Below are 18,391 nucleotides of genomic sequence, written 5' to 3'. Positions count from 1 at the left end.
TTCAATTACATAAAAGACCAAACAAAATGACCGAGAACATTTCCATAAAAATTACAAATCCTGATTCTGATGAAGCCTTTCCAATTTTAGAGGAATTGTCTGCAAATCTTCATCTTCGTTTTGGAAGTGATGGAAGAAACTCATTTACAGACTGGGAAAACAATAATGAAAGTTTTGTTTTTGTTGTTGCCGAGATGAATAATGAAATTGTTGGATGCGGTGCAGTAAGACCAATAAACAAAACTATTGGCGAAGTAAAACGAATGTATTCTAAATTCTCCAGAAAGAAAATTGGACAAACTATTCTAACTTTTCTGGAAAAAGAAGCCAAAAAGATTGGTTTTACAGAGTTAGTTTTAGAAACTAGAGTCAAAAATGAGAGCGCTGTACATTTCTACCAAAAACAACAATACAAAGTAATTCCTAATTACGGGAAATATATAAACAGGCCAGAAGCCATTTGCTTTGGAAAAACCTTGAAATAAAAGAAAGAAAATGCACATACCAGATTTATACAAAAACGAAAATCAGGAAGAAATCAGAACCTTTCTAAAAGAAAACAGTTTTGGAATCCTGATCAATCAGACCAACGGAAAATTATGTGCAACACATATTCCGATTGAACTTGAAATTAATACTGATGGGAAAGAAATTTTACAGGGACATATTTCAAAACTAAATCCGCAGGCAGAAGGTTTTAAGGAAAACGATCAGGTTTTGGCAGTTTTTACTGGCCCTCATAGCTATATTTCCTCTTCTTGGTACGACCATGAAAATGTTCCAACCTGGAATTACATAGCCGTACATGTTTATGGAAGAATTAAAATTGTTGACTATGAAACTTCTGTGGAACAATTGAAAAAATTAGTTGATAAATATGAAGTTAATTCTGTAAATCCCGTTCGAGTTGAGGATTTATCAGCCAAAACAATGCGTGAAGCGAGAGGCATTTTTGGTTTTGAAATAGAAATTGAAGAAATTCAGGCCACAAAAAAGCTATCTCAAAATCGAGACGATCACAATTATAAAAACATAATTTTGGAATTAGAAAAAACTGAAAACCCTCAGTCTATTGCTGTTGCAAAAGAAATGTCTAAATGCCGAAAGTAAATTAAGCTTTAGCTATTGAATTTAAAGAATTCATAAGTACATTTGCAGTCGCAGAACGTGAAATTAAATAGAACCAAATAAATCAGATGCTTATATACATATTTTACTTTTTTATTACTATTGTTGTTGTTCAACTATTTTATTATCTCGGAATTTTTGGAAAGTTTGCTTTTAGCAAACCGCAACATATTACGCCAAAAAACCTTCCTGTTTCTGTAATTGTATGTGCAAAAAATGAGGAAGAAAATGTAAAAAAATATATTCCGCTTTTGGCACAGCAAAATTACCCTGATTTCGAAATTGTCTTAATTGACGATGCTTCGAGAGATGAAACTCTTGAAATATTTGAAGAGTTTGAAAAAGAATTCTCTAATATTCGTCTGGTAAAAGTAGAAAACAATGAAGCTTTCTGGGGAAATAAAAAATACGCTTTAACACTTGGAATAAAAGCAGCAAAAAAAGATTATCTTTTATTTACAGATGCCGATTGCTATCCAAGTTCTAAAGATTGGATTACCTCTATGTCTTCGCAGTTTACTATGAACAAAACGATAGTTTTAGGATACGGAGGTTATGAAAAAGTAGAACGCTCGTTTTTAAATAAAATTATTCGTTTTGAAACGGTTTTGACTGCTCTTCAATATTTTTCGTGGGCAAAAGTAGGACTTCCTTATATGGGAGTGGGAAGAAATTTAGCTTATAAAAAAGAAGAATTCTTTAACGTAAACGGATTTATTGATCATATTCAAGTTCGTTCCGGCGATGATGATTTGTTTATCAATCAAGCAGCGAACAAAGCGAATACAACTATTTCCTATACGCCCGAAAGTTTTACATACTCAAAACCAAAAAAAACGTTTGGAGAATGGTTCACACAGAAAAGAAGACATATTTCTACAGCAGAACATTACAAGTTTTTTGATAAAATGCAATTAGGATTATTTTTCTGCTCACAATTATTTTTCTTTTTATTAGTTATAATTCTGCTTGCTTTTCAATTTCAATGGATTGCAGTATTGGCAATTTTAGCGACACGTTATACCGTTGTCTGGACAGTAATTGGATTCACAGCGGGAAAACTGAAAGAAAATGACCTTAAAATTTGGTTTCCAGTTGTTGAGATAGCGCTTATATTAACGCAAATTAATATCTTTATAACTAATATCTTTTCAAAACCGGTATATTGGAAATAAATTCTAAAATAGAAAAAGCAAAAAAAGGCGATCAAATCGCCTTTACTTTTTTATTAGATCATTATTGGAATGAGGTATATTCCTTTATGCTTAAAAGAACCGAAAACGAAACCACCGCAGAAGATATTACAATTGAAACTTTCTCTAAAGCTTTTGACAAAATAGCTTCTTATAATCCAGAATTTCAATTCAACACCTGGCTTATCGCCATTGCCAAAAACGTCTATATTGATTTACTTCGAAAAAAGAAAACCAATCTTTTTATTGAAATCACAGACAACGAAGACCAACAGGCTTACAATATAGCCGACCCTACCCCCTCTGCTGAAGATGCATTAATTAAAGAACAGAATCTTTCCCGTCTGCTTTTATGCATCAAAGAACTAAAACCACACTATCAAGAAGTAATTCAGCTTCGTTACTTTCAGGAAATGTCTTATCAGGAAATTGCAGCTAAGATTGACGAACCTCTAAGCAGTGTAAAAGTTAAGCTTTTACGTGCCAAAAAATTATTAGCAGAAATTATCGAACGTAACAGATAATTCCTTATCTTTAAAACAAGAAAAATATACTATTCGTATTTTTATTCTTAAAATAATCTATTTTATCACATACTAAAACTACAATTTTCTCGTTGTAGCTCCAAACCTAAATCCTTTATGCGTATGATTTAAAGTTACTTAACCTTAAAACCCAAAAATTATGTCTAAATTGAACATTTATGAAAACAAGTGGAACGATCTTGTTTTCGAAAACAGAAACAAAGAGTATGGAGCGTATCAATTACGCCAAGAGAATCCTAGAACTACGGTTAATGCTCTCTTTATGGGTTTATTGTTAATAACTGCTTTGGGAAGCATACCTGTTTTAATTAACAAGTTTAAGCCGCAAGTTGTCGAACCAACATCAACTGACGTTCCTTTTATAGACGAACAGCTTGTTGTTACGCCTTACAATCCTACTGTAGCACCTCCACCGCCTGCTCCACCAGTACCTAGGGTAGAACAAACTACTACACAAGTTACAGATGCAAGGCAATTAATTAATCCAGTTGTGGCTGCCCCACAGGATGCAGTTGATGACATTGCACCAAACACAGATAACACACCTGCTGTAGTAAGTACTTCTGGAACAGGAGATCCTTCTAGTTCAGTTACATCACCAGGAGGAGGAAGTAACGGTACTGTAATTTCAGCTACACCAACAATAAGTGACGGGCCTGTTTCTGTAGCAGTTCTCGACAAACTACCTGAGTTTCCGGGAGGAATCGCTCAGTTCTATAAATATGTTGGAAATAATTTCCGCAGACCAGAATTAGACATGGAAAAAACATTAAAAGTGTATGTTTCTTTCGTTGTTGAAAAAGATGGATCACTTACAGATATTATCGTTAGAAACGATCCTGGTTATGGAATGGGGAAAGAAGCGGTTAGAGTATTAAAATCATTAAAAACAAAATGGAGTCCAGGAATTCTAGACGGAAAACCTGTTCGAACAGCATATAGCCTTCCGATTACAATAAAAACGGAAATGGAATAACTAAAAAAGCAGAACTTAGGTTCTGCTTTTTTAGTTTTAGAAGCCACAAATTCAATTCATTTTTGTTTTTGATTTTTAGCTACTTTTACAAGATAATCATCAAAAATAAAATTATAACAATGGGAATATTTTCTGCAATTCTTGGCAATGCAGGTGCTGTAAGCCAAGAAGATTTAATTAAAAAATACGGACAGCTTTTAACTACAAATGAAGAAATCGAAATGGGTTTTAAATTAATTCGTGATACCTTTATTTTCACAAACAAAAGATTAATCTTAGTTGACGTACAAGGAATCACAGGAAGCAAAACAGAATACAAATCGATTGCTTATAAAAACATCACTAGATTTAGTGTAGAAACAGCAGGAACTTTTGACCTTGATGCCGAATTGAAAATCTGGATTTCGAGCGAACAACAGCCAAGTATCGTAAAACAGTTTAACAAATCGGTCAATGTTTACGAAGTACAGAAGATTCTAGCTTTTCATGTTTTAGGATAAAAAAACAAACCCGACAAAATAAATTTTGTCGGGTTTACTATTTCAGGAAACAGCTATTATTTCTTTTTTGTAGTCGTTGTTTTCTTAGTTGTAGTGGTCTTTTTCGTAGTTGTAGCAACTGGAACTGTATTTACAATTTTCTGCTGTACATATGGTTTATACAAACCATCTTTTTCTGCTCTCTTTTTAGCATCATCAGCTCTTTGTTTAGAATCTGGATGCGAGCTCATCATTCTCTCTATAAATGAAGCCTCTGCCCCTTCACTCATTTTAGCTAAAATTCTAAAAGCAGATTCTTCAGCATTCACATCGTAACCGTTTTTCTTCAGAAAATTATATGCAAACAAATCTGCTTCAGATTCTTGTTTACGGCTGTGTTTGCTATCAATTAATGCACTTCCTATTTTTCCTAATTGGCTATCTGTAACAGCAGCAATTTTTGTAGATTGAGAAGAAGCCCCATCGATTAAAGCTTCTTTTTGGTAAGCCGCACGCATTGCGTCTCTCGAATCGTTATTGGCTACGTGACCAATTTCATGCCCAATAACAGCAAGCAATTCGTTATCATCCATAATATCCATTAACCCAGAAAAAACCCTTACACTTCCATCTGCAGTAGCAAAAGCATTTACATCTTTAACTTTATACACTTTGTAATTTAATGTATACCCTTCGCCAGTAGAATGTTTCCCAAAAACTCTGTTCAAACGTAAAGTATAACCATCATTTGGCCCTGCAACTTCATTTTCTGTATCCATTTTTGCTACAGCTTCTTTAGACAAAGCGGCTGCATCTGCATTGGTTAGAGTAAAAGCTGTCACTCCTTTTTGAACAGCGCCTATTGCTTTATCTCCGAAATTAATCTGTGCAGTCATTTTAGTTACACCAAATGTCGCAAATAAGAGTCCTACTATTATAAATTTCTTTTTCATGTTTTTTTATGATTACAATTTAACAACAAATGTAAATAACAAAAATGCTTTTTCATTTCTCAAAAAGCATGTTTTTTCAACAATTAAAGATATGAAATTTAAGTAGACTAAGAATAGCATAACAGCCAAAAAAAACGACAAAACTAAATGATTTGCCGTTTTCAAGTTGTGTTAGAATTACTTCTTTTTTGTAGTTGTCTTTTTAGCTGTAGTTTTTGTTGCTGTTTTAGCAGCAGGAACAACAGGCGCAGTATTTACAATTTTCTGTTGTACATATTCTTTATACAAGCCATCTTTTGTAGCTCTTTTTTTGGCTTCATCTGCTCTTTTACCAGAATCTGGATGCGAACTCATCATTTTTGTCATAAAAGAAGAATCTGCTCCTTGGCTTAAATTTTGTAAAATCCTAAAAGCCGATTCTACTGCATTTACATCATATCCATTTTTTTTCATAAAATCATATGAGAATGTATCTGCTTGTGATTCTTGTTTTCTGCTGTGTTTGCTGTCGATCATAGCACTTCCCAAAACCCCTAACTGAGATTTTGTAATAGTCTCAATTTTACCAGATTGTGATGAAGCAGCATCTAAAAGTGCCTCTTTTTTATAAGCTGCTTTAACAGCATCTCTAGAATCATGATTCACAACGTGACCAATTTCATGCCCGATAACAGCCAACAATTGATTGTCATCCATAATATCCATTAAACCTGCAAATACACGAACGCTTCCATCTGCACAAGCAAAAGCATTAATATCTTTCACTAAATAAACCTTATAATTCAAGGTAACACCATCAGTAGTTGCGTGTTTTGCAAAAACTCGGTTTAAGCGAATGGTATAGCCATCTGCTGGTCCTGCAACAGGATTAGTGGCATCCATTTCGTCAATTGCTTGTTTAGCTAAAGCCGCCGCATCAGCATCACTGAATGTAAATCCCGAAACACCTTTTCCCAGAGCTCCCATCGCTTTATCTGAAAGTATCTGTGCATTTACATCAACAAAACTAAAAGTCATCAATAAGATCCCTAAGGCAATAAATCTTTTTTTCATATTTTTAAAACTATTAAATTAACAACAAAGTTAATTTTGAAAGAATTTTCAATTATCTCTGAAAGTCAAATTTGTAATAAATTAAGACAGAAATGCGAAAAGTGAACGAAAAGCAAATTTAGTCCTCAAAATGAACTACATTCCGTATCTTTGTGCTTTGATTATTGATATATGGAAACATCCGAAGCAAACATAACTACTGCAAAACCTAAGTGGTTAAAAGTAAAACTGCCAATTGGACAAAAATATACCGAACTAAGAGGTTTGGTCGATAAATATAGTTTAAATACAATTTGTACTTCAGGAAGCTGCCCAAATATGGGAGAATGCTGGGGTGAAGGAACAGCAACTTTCATGATTTTAGGAAATGTCTGCACCCGTTCTTGCGGATTCTGCGGCGTTAAAACTGGGAGACCAGAAACGGTTGATTGGGATGAACCTGAAAAAGTAGCTCGTTCTATTAAAATCATGAACATTAAGCATGCCGTTGTTACAAGTGTTGACAGAGACGATTTAAAAGATGGAGGTTCGATCATCTGGATGGAAACTGTTAGAGCAATTCGCAGAATGAATCCAACTACAACTCTAGAAACTTTGATTCCCGATTTTCAGGGAATTGAAAGAAACTTGGATCGTATTGTAGAAGCAAACCCAGAAGTAGTTTCTCATAATATGGAAACGGTAAGACGTTTAACCCGTGAAGTTCGTATTCAAGCAAAGTATGACAGAAGCTTAGAAGTTCTTCGTTATTTAAAAGAAAAAGGCATCAACAGAACCAAATCTGGAATTATGTTAGGTCTTGGAGAAACAGAAGAAGAAGTTTTCCAAACTATGACTGATTTACGAAATGCTAATGTGGATGTCGTGACTATTGGACAGTATTTACAGCCTAGTAAAAAACACCTTCCTGTTAAAGAATTTATTACTCCTGAACAATTTGCCCGATATGAACAATTCGGACTTGATTTAGGTTTCCGACATGTAGAAAGCGGACCACTTGTTCGTTCTTCATACAAAGCACAAAAACATATTTTATAAAAAAGTTTAATTGTTTAATCGTTTAATTGTAAAACCGATTAAATGATTAAATGGTTAATCGAATAAATAAAAAATTGAAAACAAGAATTGCCATTAATGGATTTGGGAGAATAGGAAGAAATCTATTCCGTCTCCTTTTAAACCATCCTGAAATCGAAGTCGTTGCTATCAATGACATTGCTGACAATAAAACGATGTCACATTTAATTAAATATGACAGTATTCACGGTGTTTTGCCTTTTGAGGTCAGTCATGACGAAAATAGTATTATTGTAGACGGGAGGCATTTTTTCTTTTTTCATGAAAAAAACATTTCAAATTTAGACTGGAAATCACATTCGATTGACATCGTTATTGAATCAACAGGAAAATATAAAACACATGAAGAATTAAATAGGCATCTGGAAGCAGGTGCAAAAAAAGTAATTCTTTCTGCACCGTCTGAAGTAGACACTATAAAAACGGTAGTTCTTGGTGTAAATGAAACTATTTTAGATGGAGATGAAACTATCGTTTCTAATGCAAGCTGTACCACGAACAATGCCGCACCGATGATCAAAATTATCGAAGAATTGTGTGGTATTGAACAGGCATATATTACAACAATACATTCTTTTACAACAGATCAAAGTCTTCATGACCAACCCCATAAGGATTTACGTCGTGCAAGAGGTGCAAGTCAATCAATTGTTCCAACAACTACTGGAGCAGCTAAGGCATTAACAAAAATTTTTCCTAAATTGCACAACAAAATGGGAGGATGCGGAATAAGAGTTCCCGTTCCCGACGGTTCATTAACAGACATTACCTTCAATGTAAAACGTGCTGTAAACATTGAAGAAATAAATAAAGCATTTAAAGAAGCCTCAAAAACAAGTTTAAAAGGAATATTAGATTACACCGAAGATCCTATTGTCTCGGTAGATGTAATTGGCAATACACATTCTTGTTTATTTGACGCACAGCTTACTTCGGTTATTGATAAAATGGTAAAAGTAGTAGGGTGGTATGATAACGAGATTGGCTATTCATCAAGATTAATCGATTTAATTTTACTCATAAGAAAAAAATAAGATTCATTGTAAAAGCACTGCCATACATGAAATACTATCTTTTTATTGTTGTTTGTTTTCTTACAACTTTGTATTCTCAAGCCAAAAAGAATACGGATAGTATTATCTATTATAACAAACTAGCGAATTCTAATCTTGACAATAAAAGATACAATGAGGATGCTGTTTACACTCAGAAATCTATTAATTTTTGTGAAGTACATGGTCAGACAGAAAATTTAGCTAATCAAACTTTAAAGCTTGGCAAAATTTTTTATAATCAAGGAAAACTAGAAGACGCCCTAAAGAACTTCCATAAAACAGTTGCCATATATGATACGCTAAAACCAAGTTGTATTAAGGCTTTAGCATTATATTACATTGGAGTAGCAAATACAGCAAAAGGCGACTATAAAACTGCCGATTTATATTATTCAAAAGCTGAAAGTTTACTTAAAGAACTTAATATTACTGATCATGCCGAAGCATTACGCTATCAGAAAGCATTAGCACAAAAGAAAAATAACGATCTAGTTTTAGCAGCAAAAACTTTCGGGAGCATAATAAGAAAAGCAAACAATCCTAACATTATAAAAACAAAAGTCGATTCTTATTATCAGCTTGGTTTAATTGAAACACAGCTGAAAAGGAATGATTCTGCTATGATTTATTTTGACAAAGCATTAGATTACAATGAAAAAAGTAATGATCTCCCAAAAAAATCTAAAATCGTTTTAGCCATAAGCCAATATTATAAGCAGAATAAGAATTATGATATGGCTTATTCTTTTTTAGACGAGCATTATCAGCTAGAAAACTATCTATTAAGATTAAAAAATGCGAAAATTGATTTAAATGAATTTGAGAAATTCAAAAAAAATCAATCTTTAAACAATACCATAAAAAGAGAAAGCGAGGAAAAAATCCAACTTAAAACATATCGTTATTCAAAGTTAGTCAGCATTCTGGCCATTGCTTTGATTTCGATTCTGTCTCTTTTGAGTTTAGCTTTGTACAAAAACAATATTATTAGAAACCAGAATAATTTACTGCTCCGCGAAAAAAACAAAGAGTTAATTTTGGCTAAAAACAAAGCTGAAAAAGCATCGAAAGCACGATCTGAATTCTTATCTACAGTAAGTCATGAATTAAGAACTCCGTTAAACGCCATTAACGGAATTACACATATTTTACTGGAAGACAATCCAAAGAAAAAACAATTAAAATATCTGGAATCTTTAAAATTTTCAGGAAATTACCTGACTACTTTTATCAATGAAATTTTAGAAATCAATAAAATTGATTCCACTAAAGTTGAGGTCGAAAATATTAGTTTTAATCTAAAAGAACTTTTATTCAATATTCAGAGTTCTTTAAAAGAATTAGCTACCGCCAATAAAAATTATTTCAATTTAGAAATAGACAAATCGATTCCTGACAATTTGATGGGAGATCCAACAAAACTATCTCAAATTATATTGAATCTGATCAACAACGCTTTAAAATTTACTCAAAATGGACATGTAAGCGTTATTGCGAAACTATATTCTCAGGAAGATGATACCGCTACTGTTTATTTCGAAATTGTGGACACTGGAATTGGAATTCCCGAAGATAAATTACAAACTGTTTTTGAAAGTTTCTCACAAGGGTCTATTGAAGTAAACCGAAAATACGGCGGAACTGGACTTGGTCTTACTATTGTAAAAAAACTAATTGAGCTTCTTGGAGGCGAAATAAAACTAAAAAGTGAAGTGGGTAAAGGTTCTACTTTTACCTTCAAATTAAATTTTAAAATTAACCACGAACCATTGGAAGTAATTGAAGAAGTAAAACCATATAGTGACACGCAATTGAAACACAAATCTATTTTATTGATTGAGGACAATAAAATCAATCAAATGATAACTCGAAAAATGCTTGAAAACAAAGACATTAGTTGCGAAATCATTGATAACGGAGAAGATGCGGTTGAGCTTTTAAAGATCAAACGTTTTGATATGGTTTTGATGGATGTTCACCTTCCAGGCATTAATGGTACGACAGCTACCAAACTAATTCGGGAATTTGATAAATCGACTCCGATTATCGCATTGACGGCTATTTCGCTTGACGAAAATCGTGACATGCTTCTTTCTTTTGGAATGGATGATGTAATTACTAAACCTTTTGTACCAGACGAATTTTACAGCACAATTGCTAAGTTTTTTTCTACGTAATTTAGAATTGAACCATCAAAGTTTTGTTTATGATTGATGAAAGTACTTTTTATTGGAAGGTAATACAGTTGAGAAACCAATTTCGAATCTTTTAAACGAACATAATCTTTCTCGGTTGTAATTATTTTTTTTCCGTTTGCTTTCGCTAAAATTGTTTCTAAATCGTCATCAGAAAAATGATGATGATCTGGAAAAGTCAAACATTCATCATTTTCATTCTTTAAAAAATCAAAAAACGGTTTTGGTTTTGCAATTCCAGCCAAAAGTAATTTTGCTTCAGATTTAATTTCATCTACTTCAATTTTCTCTTTTGATCCGTAAATTTCTTCATCATAATCGATAAAAGTAAAAAAGATCTGCTGCGAACAATTTAATTTTAATTTCAATCGAATTTCAGCTTGTTTTTCTTCCGATAAAACTTTTGGACATTTTGTAATCACTATGACATTAGCTCTTTCAGCTCCGCTCCTGCTTTCTCTCAAATTTCCTGTTGGAAGCATAAAATCATCCGCATACAAATCATCATAAGCGGTTAATAGAATATAAAAACCTGCCTTTACCTTTCTATGCTGGTATGCATCATCAAGTAAAATAACTTCTGATTTTTCATTCTGCGAAAGCAATTGCTGAATTCCATTGGTACGATTCGCATCTACGGCTACCATTACATTTGGAAATTTTTGATAAAACTGAAACGGTTCGTCCCCCAGAATTTCAGCATTCGAATTTTTATCGGCTAAAACAAATCCTTCTGATTTTCTTTTATAACCACGGCTTAAAGTTGCGACTTTATATTTATCAGCTAATAATCGGATTAAATATTCTATTTGAGGTGTTTTCCCGGTTCCGCCCACGCTTAAATTTCCAACTGCAATAACTGGAAGATCAAACGAAGTCGATTTTAAAATTCCTTTATCAAAAAGAAAATTACGAATTGAAGTAATGAATCCGTATAAAACGGCGAAAGGGAAAAGTATTTTTCGAAGTATGTTCATAGAATTATTTATCAGAATAATGCCCCATTGCAGAAACGATAAAAATTGTCACTGTATCATCTTCTAGATAATATATCATTCTGTCTTTTTGATTTATTCTTCTAGACCAAAATCCAGAAAGTTCATATTTTAATGGCTCAGGATTACCACTTCCTTCGAAAGGAGTTTCAGTCAGTTCTAAAAGAATTTTTTCAATATTTTTAATGCTTTTTTTATCACCTGACTTATAATGCTGAATTATGTGTTTTTTTGCCAGGTCTTTTATTTCAATCCTAAACTTCCCCATACATCCTTAGGATTAACTTCAGTACTATTTTTACTTTTGGCAGATTTCAAAACCATATCTACAAATTCTGGATTATATGGACTTTCTTCTTCATTAACCTGTCCATAACTATCTGTTTCGACAATTTCAATACCATCAAGACCCTTAAAAAAAGCTTCGAACATTTCCATAAATGCTTTTCCAGTCTTCGTACGCTCGTTAATTTTTATAGTTGTCATGACTTATAAATTTTATATTACAAATGTACTAAATTTGTACTTTTTAGTACCAACTATTTATACCATTAGTAGAAATAATCTATACTAGTAAAAATCTGAAAAACATAAAAATGAAAATCAAAAATATTATATCCGTTCTGGAAGAAATGGCACCTTTGGCATACGCCGAAGATTTTGACAATGTTGGTCTTTTAGTTGGAAACTCAGAAACTGAATGTTCGGGTGTTTTAGTATGTCATGACGCATTAGAAAATGTAATTGACGAAGCCATATCTAAAAACTGTAATCTGGTTGTATGCTTCCACCCTATTTTATTTTCTGGAATTAAGAAAATTACAGGCAAAAATTATGTCGAACGAGCTATTTTAAAAGCCATTAAAAATGACATCGCTATTTATGCCGTACACACAGCTTTAGATAATCATTCAGCTGGAGTAAATAAAATTTTCTGTGATACTTTAGGTTTAGTTAATACTAAAATATTAATTCCTAAAAATAACTTTATACAAAAACTAGTCACTTTTACCGTTCCGGATAATGCAGACAAAGTTCGAAATGCTTTATTTGAAGCCGGTGCAGGAAAAATTGGAAATTATGACAACTGCAGTTTTAATACACAGGGATTTTTTACTTTTCAAGGAAACGAAGACAGCAATCCTGTAATTGGAGAAAAAGGAAAGCTTCATACTGGAGAAGAAATTAAAATCGAAGTTGTTTTTGAAAAACACCTTCAATCCAGAATTTTAAAAGCGCTTTTTTCGAACCATATTTATGAGGAAGTAGCTTATGAAATTTACGATTTACAAAACCAGCATCAAAATATTGGTTTAGGAATGATTGGCGAATTGGAAAATGAAATAGATGAAAAAGATTTTCTTTTGTCTGTGAAAGATAAAATGATCGCTGACGGAATTCGTCATTCTGCTTTTTTAGGAAAAAAAATAAAAAAAGTAGCCGTCCTTGGAGGTTCTGGAAGTTTTGCCATAAAAAATGCAATTCAGGCTGGAGCCGATGCTTTTTTGACGGCAGATTTGAAGTATCATCAGTTTTATGAAGCTGAAAACAAGTTACTTTTGGCCGATATTGGTCATTTTGAGAGTGAACGTTATACAAAAAATTATATTGTTGATTATCTTCGAAAAAAAATTCTTAATTTTGCAATCATTTTATCGGAAGAAAATACAAATCCAGTTAAGTACTTATAGAATATGACGAATACGAAAGAATTAAGTGTTGAGGACAAGTTAAGAGCAATATACGATTTACAGCTTATTGACTCTAGAATTGACGAAATCAGAAACGTTAGAGGAGAACTTCCTTTAGAAGTTGAAGATTTAGAAGATGAAGTTGCAGGTTTGAGCACTCGTTCAGAAAAACTGAAAGGTGAACTTGAAGTGATTGAGGAGCAAATCAAAGCAAAGAAAATTGCTATTGAGGAGCATAAAGAAGTGATCAAAAAGTACACAAAACAACAAGAATCAGTACGTAACAACAGAGAATTTAATTCTTTGACAAAAGAAGTTGAATTTCAGGAATTAGAAATTCAATTGGCTGAAAAGCAAATCAAAGAAATGAAAGCTTCTATCGAGCACAAAAAAGAAGTTATTTCTAACTTAAAAGAAAAACTTGATGCTAAAAGCTCTCATTTAAAACATAAAAAATCTGAATTAGATGCTATTATGGCTGAAACTCAGAAAGAAGAAACTTTCTTAACTGAGAAATCTGCTGAATTTTCTGCGCAAATCGAAGACAGATTATTAGCTGCTTACAACAGAATCAGAAGCAGTGTTCGTAACGGATTAGCTGTAGTTTCTATCGAAAGAGGGGCTTCTGCCGGATCTTTCTTTACAATTCCACCACAAACTCAGGTTGAAATTGCTTCTAGAAAGAAAATCATCACTGATGAACACTCTGGAAGAATCTTAGTTGATACACAATTAGCTGAAGAAGAAAAAGAAAAAATGGAACAATTGTTCGCAAAATTCTAAATATCAAGTCCCGATTAAATCGGGACTTTTTTTTGCAGTTATTTTTTTGCCACAGATTAAAAAGATTAACACAGATTAGGAATACTCAAATTTTGAGAATAAAAATCTATTTCATCTTTTTAATCTGTGGCAATTTTTTTTTTTTTAGCAAGTTTATAATCATATTTTTTACCTTTAGAAAAAATTAAGTTTTGAAAATTAAAAAAGGAATTCGTTTTATTACATTAAAATCCGTTGGATCTTATATTAATTTTTTGAGTTATGTGCGTCCGCAAAGAGCCATGGAGCTTTCTTATGCCCTTTTTAGCCAGCCACGAGTTGGAAGATTAAAAAAAGAAGAACTTCCAAAAATCTTAAAAAATACAGAAACAGAAACATTTCATCATAATGAACATCATTTTCAAACTTATATCTGGAAAGGAAACGAAACCAAAATTCTTTTAGTTCATGGCTGGGAAAGCAATTCTTCTCGCTGGAAAAAAACACTTCCTCATCTTCAAAAATCAGGAAGTACGATAATTGCTCTTGACGCACCAGCTCATGGACAAAGCAGCGGTAAAGAATTTAATGTGCCACTTTACGCTGAATTCATTAATAAAGCGGTTGAAAAATATCAGCCTGAAATTATTATTGGACATTCTATTGGAGGTGCGGCCTGCGTTTATCATCAATATTTATTTCCTAATACCAGTATAAATAAAATGGTGATTCTTGGTGCTCCATCCGATTTAAAAACGCTGATTGACAATTATATCTCAATGCTGAGTCTAAATAAAAGAATGCTTTCTCTATTAGAAAGTAAATTCATAAATCGTTTCAACTTTAAACTGGAAGATTTCTCGGGACAAAAATTTGCCTCAGAGTTTAACGTTCCTGGCTTTATAGCACATGATATTTCAGATAAAATTGTAGCTTTTGAAGAAGGGAAAAAGATAGCCAGCAATTGGAAAAACAGTCAGTTTATTGAAACTGATGGGTTAGGCCACGGAATGCACGATGATGAATTATATGATAAAGTGATTGAGTTTCTTTTTGAAGATTCTGAGCCGCTAAGTCGCTAAGACACTAAGTTTTTATTCTCAAAGCTCAAAGTAACAAAGAAGCAAAACAACAAAGGCTTTTCTCAAATCTAAAATCTGAATTCTAAAATCTACAATTAAAATGATCGCTGTAATTTTTGAAGTAATTCCTAACGAAGGCAAGAAAGACGAATATTTAGATATTGCAGCAAGTCTTCGTCCTGAACTGAACCACATTGATGGATTTATTTCCATTGAAAGATTTCAGAGCCTTAGTGATCCTGAAAAAATATTGTCTTTATCTTTTTGGAAAGACGAAGAAAGTATTCAGCAATGGAGAAATCTTGAAATGCATCGTCATGCGCAAGCAAAAGGAAGAAACGGAATTTTTAAAGATTATCATTTAAGGATTGCAACTGTAGTTCGCGATTACGGCATGTTTGAAAGAAAAGAAACTCCAGAAGACAGCTCTCAGTTTCATTCTTAAAAAAGATGCAAAGGTACAGAGATCCAAAGTGACAAAGGTTTCTATCCCTATTTCAAAAAAATCTAAAATCTAAAATCTGAAACCTAAAATCATTTTTTTAGCTACTTTTGCAGTATGGAAGAAAATTTAAAACGTCTTAATAAATTTATAAGCGAAACAGGATATTGTTCTCGTCGTGAAGCTGACAAATTGATTGAAGAAAGACGCGTGACAATAAATGGTGTTGTACCAGAAATGGGAACTAAAGTTTCACCGGATGATGAAGTGCGAATAGACGGAAAGTTGATTGTTGAAAAAAACGAAAAAATGATTTATCTAGCATTCAATAAACCTGTTGGAATTGAATGCACCACCAACCTGGAAGTTAAAAACAATATTGTAGATTATATTAATTATCCCAAACGAATTTTCCCAATTGGAAGATTGGATAAAGCCAGTGAAGGATTGATTTTTATGACCAATGATGGCGATATTGTAAATAAAATTCTTCGTGCCAGAAATAATCACGAAAAAGAATATACCGTTACAGTTGACAGACCAATTACAGATCGTTTTATCCAGCGTATGGGAAATGGTGTTCCGATTTTAGATACGGTTACAAAAAAGTGTAAAGTCGAACAAATTAGTAAATATACTTTCAAAATCATTTTAACGCAAGGATTAAACCGCCAGATTAGAAGAATGGCTGAATATTTGGGCTATGAAGTTACGGCATTAAAACGTATCAGAATCATTAATATTTCTTTGGATGTTCCCGTTGGACGTTATCGTGATTTGACTGATGCTGAAATCAAAGAATTAAACCAATTGATTGAGCCTTCTAGTAAAACGGAAGAAGCAAGTCTGCCAAAGGTTGAAAATACCAATAGAAGTTCAGATTTAAATTCAAATAGAAATTCAACTGGAAGTTCAAGTCGAAGAACTGCTTACATTTCTAAAAATGATCCTCGATTCAAAAAAAGAGGTAATAGTTAAAATTAAAAAGTCCCATTTATAATTTAAAATGGGACTTTTTGTTTACTTACTTTTTCTTATCTAAAAATTCATAATACAAAGCTTTAGATAAAAATCCTGCCGTTTGATAATTTGCAATCAATTCTTCTCTCATAATTTCAGAATTCTTTCCATCGAGATTGTTTTTTTTCAAAATAGTCTCTTCGAGCATCATCATTAAAATTTAATCCACTTAGAAAAACGGGTTCTACTCCTTTGTTTACAGAGATATTATAAGTGGTTACTATATTCCCCCAATTCACATAACTGCACAAAAGAATCGTTCCATAGAAATACCAAACCATTTGGTTAAAAAGATAAGCATTGGTTTTCTGTTTTCTGATTTTCTGAAATGAAATTATCAATCCTACAATAGACAAGATTAAAAAGGCATAAACTCCTAGACGCTTGTATGTCAAGCCATAAAATGAAACATATTCGGTATTTTTTATAATTGCACTTATAATTAAAACTACATTTAATGTAAGCCATATTTTAGCTAAGTTTTTTAACGTTTTTGCTTTCTCATCAAAATTAAATCCACCTTTAAAATAAAATAGAATTACGCCTACCGCCATTAAAATAGAGAAAATTACTGCGTTTACTCTTTCATGTATATCAGCGCTTAAATTGCTTTTTTCGACAACTTCAAAGAATTGTTCGTAGTTATAAGTTCCAATAAAAACCAAAAGCATAATGTTTAAAAGAAACAATGTGATTTCACCACTTTTTCTTTCGAAGTCTAGATCAAGAAATGTAAATGTGCTTTGATTTTTTAGTTCAGAGATATTAGTGAAGTCATTTTTCAATTTTGGATTGAATTCGTAACAAGCATCTGGAACCCAGTAATTCCAAAAACTAAATGAAATATAAAATCCAAGTATGCTGATTAACACCAACTGGAAAATATCAATATCTAAAGTGTAATCTGTAAATAATGAAGAGAAATGATTGCTTCCGAAAGAGTAAACAATGAAAAACAATCCTAGAAATAGTACTGGAATCAACACAAAGGCTACGAGTTTCTTAGCAAAATCATTATGAATTTTTCGCTCAGGAAGCCATTGGCTGAAAATAAAAATCCTCCCTATCGATGTAAATCCATTTAATATTATTAATGGAAAAATCTGTATGATTTTAAGTCCGTCGTCTTGTGTTTTAAATTGTAAAAACAAAATGGATAAGGCTAAAGAAAAAAACGATGCTGCATCTCCATACCAAGCAAAAGCAAAGCAAGATAAAATAGACGTCATAACCAAAATAAGATGCGACCTGTCCACCAGTTTTTCCTGAAAGAAATAACTAACTAACAACGTCAACACTACTCCAAAAATAGAAATATTGATTCCAGGACCTTCATTGTAAAAAAGTAGCGCAAAAACTACTGTACAAGCCAAAATAATTTGATGTTTTTTCATGATTTTAATTTTTAAAAGTACTTTGTAATTCAAAGTTTTTAGATAAAAAATTTTAGTTTCTAAGATTTCATTAATTTTTCGAGATAAGAAAGGTGTTCTTTAAACGCCGCGCGGCCAAGCGGTGTTACCTGATAAGATGTTTTTGGCTTTTTACCCACAAATTCCTTTTTAATTTCAATATATTCGGATTTCTCCAGTGCAGAGGAATGACTTGCCAAATTTCCATCTGTGATATTCAAAAGCGTCTTCATCTCGGTAAAATCTACCCAGTCATTAACCATTAGAATGGACATAATACCCAATCTAACACGGCTTTCGAAATCTTTATTTAGTTTGTCAATAATTCCCATT

21 protein-coding genes are annotated in these 18,391 nt (G+C 32.5%); 14 read left to right on the top strand and 7 right to left on the bottom strand.

Annotated elements, in window-relative coordinates; all coding sequences use genetic code 11:
- Positions 1 to 26 precede the first annotated feature (26 nt).
- The 6 genes from GSY47_RS20730 to GSY47_RS20705 all read left to right on the top strand — a co-directional run bounded on the left by GSY47_RS20730 (position 27) and on the right by GSY47_RS20705 (position 4,342).
- Positions 27 to 485: a GNAT family N-acetyltransferase gene (locus tag GSY47_RS20730; protein WP_179007960.1), complete on the top strand. Its 459-nt coding sequence runs from the start codon at positions 27 to 29 to the stop codon at positions 483 to 485.
- A gap of 10 nt (positions 486 to 495) precedes the next feature.
- On the top strand, positions 496 to 1,110 hold the full coding sequence (locus GSY47_RS20725) for an FMN-binding negative transcriptional regulator (protein WP_179007958.1): 615 nt from the start codon (positions 496 to 498) through the stop codon (positions 1,108 to 1,110).
- An 86-nt stretch (positions 1,111 to 1,196) separates the two neighbouring features.
- On the top strand, positions 1,197 to 2,303 hold the full coding sequence (locus GSY47_RS20720) for a glycosyltransferase (RefSeq protein ID WP_179007956.1): 1,107 nt from the start codon (positions 1,197 to 1,199) through the stop codon (positions 2,301 to 2,303).
- The gene (locus GSY47_RS20715) at positions 2,294 to 2,845 is read left to right on the top strand and encodes an RNA polymerase sigma factor (RefSeq protein ID WP_066033644.1); all 552 of its coding nucleotides are present in this window, start codon (positions 2,294 to 2,296) and stop codon (positions 2,843 to 2,845) included. The genes GSY47_RS20720 and GSY47_RS20715 overlap by 10 nt, the downstream gene beginning before the upstream one ends.
- A gap of 160 nt (positions 2,846 to 3,005) precedes the next feature.
- A complete protein-coding gene (locus GSY47_RS20710) occupies positions 3,006 to 3,842 on the top strand; it encodes an energy transducer TonB (RefSeq protein WP_179007954.1) in 837 nt (278 codons plus the stop codon).
- Positions 3,843 to 3,961: 119 nt separating this feature from the next.
- Positions 3,962 to 4,342: a PH domain-containing protein gene (locus GSY47_RS20705; protein ID WP_179007952.1), complete on the top strand. Its 381-nt coding sequence runs from the start codon at positions 3,962 to 3,964 to the stop codon at positions 4,340 to 4,342.
- A gap of 56 nt (positions 4,343 to 4,398) precedes the next feature.
- On the opposite strand, the gene GSY47_RS20700 is transcribed toward GSY47_RS20705, so the two are convergent.
- On the bottom strand, positions 4,399 to 5,274 hold the full coding sequence (locus GSY47_RS20700; protein ID WP_179007950.1) for a M48 family metalloprotease: 876 nt from the start codon (positions 5,272 to 5,274) through the stop codon (positions 4,399 to 4,401).
- A gap of 177 nt (positions 5,275 to 5,451) precedes the next feature.
- A complete protein-coding gene (locus tag GSY47_RS20695) occupies positions 5,452 to 6,327 on the bottom strand; it encodes a M48 family metalloprotease (protein WP_179007948.1) in 876 nt (291 codons plus the stop codon).
- A 171-nt stretch (positions 6,328 to 6,498) separates the two neighbouring features.
- Between GSY47_RS20695 and lipA the strand changes: the two genes are divergently transcribed.
- The 3 genes from lipA (at position 6,499) to GSY47_RS20680 (ending at position 10,636) form a co-directional block, all read left to right on the top strand.
- On the top strand, positions 6,499 to 7,365 hold the full coding sequence (lipA, locus tag GSY47_RS20690) for a lipoyl synthase (protein WP_179007946.1): 867 nt from the start codon (positions 6,499 to 6,501) through the stop codon (positions 7,363 to 7,365).
- 74 nt (positions 7,366 to 7,439) lie between these two features.
- Positions 7,440 to 8,438: a type I glyceraldehyde-3-phosphate dehydrogenase gene (gene gap, locus GSY47_RS20685; RefSeq protein ID WP_179007944.1), complete on the top strand. Its 999-nt coding sequence runs from the start codon at positions 7,440 to 7,442 to the stop codon at positions 8,436 to 8,438.
- 26 nt (positions 8,439 to 8,464) lie between these two features.
- Positions 8,465 to 10,636, top strand: a complete 2,172-nt coding sequence (locus tag GSY47_RS20680) for a tetratricopeptide repeat-containing hybrid sensor histidine kinase/response regulator (protein WP_179007933.1) — start codon at positions 8,465 to 8,467, stop codon at positions 10,634 to 10,636.
- Here the strand turns inward: GSY47_RS20680 and lpxK are convergent.
- From lpxK to GSY47_RS20665, 3 genes are read right to left on the bottom strand one after another with little or no spacing between them, the layout of a single operon-like run.
- On the bottom strand, positions 10,603 to 11,631 hold the full coding sequence (gene lpxK, locus GSY47_RS20675) for a tetraacyldisaccharide 4'-kinase (protein ID WP_179007931.1): 1,029 nt from the start codon (positions 11,629 to 11,631) through the stop codon (positions 10,603 to 10,605). The two genes, GSY47_RS20680 and lpxK, sit on opposite strands and share 34 nt — an antisense overlap.
- 4 nt (positions 11,632 to 11,635) lie before the next feature.
- Positions 11,636 to 11,917 (bottom strand): Txe/YoeB family addiction module toxin, encoded by a 282-nt coding sequence (locus GSY47_RS20670; RefSeq protein WP_179007929.1) that lies wholly within the window; start codon positions 11,915 to 11,917, stop codon positions 11,636 to 11,638.
- Positions 11,893 to 12,135, bottom strand: a complete 243-nt coding sequence (locus tag GSY47_RS20665) for a DUF2683 family protein (RefSeq protein ID WP_179007927.1) — start codon at positions 12,133 to 12,135, stop codon at positions 11,893 to 11,895. The genes GSY47_RS20670 and GSY47_RS20665 overlap by 25 nt, the downstream gene beginning before the upstream one ends.
- Positions 12,136 to 12,245: 110 nt before the next feature.
- On the opposite strand from GSY47_RS20665, the gene GSY47_RS20660 reads away from it, so the two are divergent.
- From GSY47_RS20660 to rluF, 5 genes are all read left to right on the top strand, one after another.
- Entirely contained in the window at positions 12,246 to 13,340 is a 1,095-nt protein-coding gene (locus GSY47_RS20660; RefSeq protein WP_179007925.1) for a Nif3-like dinuclear metal center hexameric protein, read from the top strand.
- 3 nt (positions 13,341 to 13,343) lie between these two features.
- The gene (locus GSY47_RS20655) at positions 13,344 to 14,123 is read left to right on the top strand and encodes a zinc ribbon domain-containing protein (RefSeq protein ID WP_109190517.1); all 780 of its coding nucleotides are present in this window, start codon (positions 13,344 to 13,346) and stop codon (positions 14,121 to 14,123) included.
- Between the two features lie 191 nt (positions 14,124 to 14,314).
- Entirely contained in the window at positions 14,315 to 15,184 is an 870-nt protein-coding gene (locus GSY47_RS20650; RefSeq protein WP_179007914.1) for an alpha/beta fold hydrolase, read from the top strand.
- Positions 15,185 to 15,284: 100 nt separating this feature from the next.
- On the top strand, positions 15,285 to 15,629 hold the full coding sequence (locus GSY47_RS20645; protein WP_179007912.1) for an antibiotic biosynthesis monooxygenase family protein: 345 nt from the start codon (positions 15,285 to 15,287) through the stop codon (positions 15,627 to 15,629).
- Between the two features lie 114 nt (positions 15,630 to 15,743).
- Positions 15,744 to 16,604: a 23S rRNA pseudouridine(2604) synthase RluF gene (gene rluF, locus GSY47_RS20640; RefSeq protein ID WP_179007910.1), complete on the top strand. Its 861-nt coding sequence runs from the start codon at positions 15,744 to 15,746 to the stop codon at positions 16,602 to 16,604.
- Positions 16,605 to 16,741: 137 nt separating this feature from the next.
- On the opposite strand, the gene GSY47_RS20635 is transcribed toward rluF, so the two are convergent.
- Both GSY47_RS20635 and GSY47_RS20630 read right to left on the bottom strand, forming a co-directional pair.
- Positions 16,742 to 18,040 carry a DUF4153 domain-containing protein gene (locus tag GSY47_RS20635; RefSeq protein WP_246611368.1) on the bottom strand — a complete coding sequence of 433 codons (1,299 nt, stop codon included), beginning with the start codon at positions 18,038 to 18,040 and terminating at the stop codon, positions 16,742 to 16,744.
- A gap of 59 nt (positions 18,041 to 18,099) precedes the next feature.
- The gene (locus GSY47_RS20630; RefSeq protein ID WP_179007906.1) at positions 18,100 to 18,390 is read right to left on the bottom strand and encodes a winged helix-turn-helix domain-containing protein; all 291 of its coding nucleotides are present in this window, start codon (positions 18,388 to 18,390) and stop codon (positions 18,100 to 18,102) included.
- Position 18,391 lies beyond the last annotated feature (1 nt).

Source organism: Flavobacterium quisquiliarum, from assembly GCF_019308285.1.
GTDB classification, from domain to species: Bacteria; Bacteroidota; Bacteroidia; order Flavobacteriales; family Flavobacteriaceae; genus Flavobacterium; species Flavobacterium quisquiliarum.
This window is presented reverse-complemented; position numbering and strand designations above follow the sequence as displayed.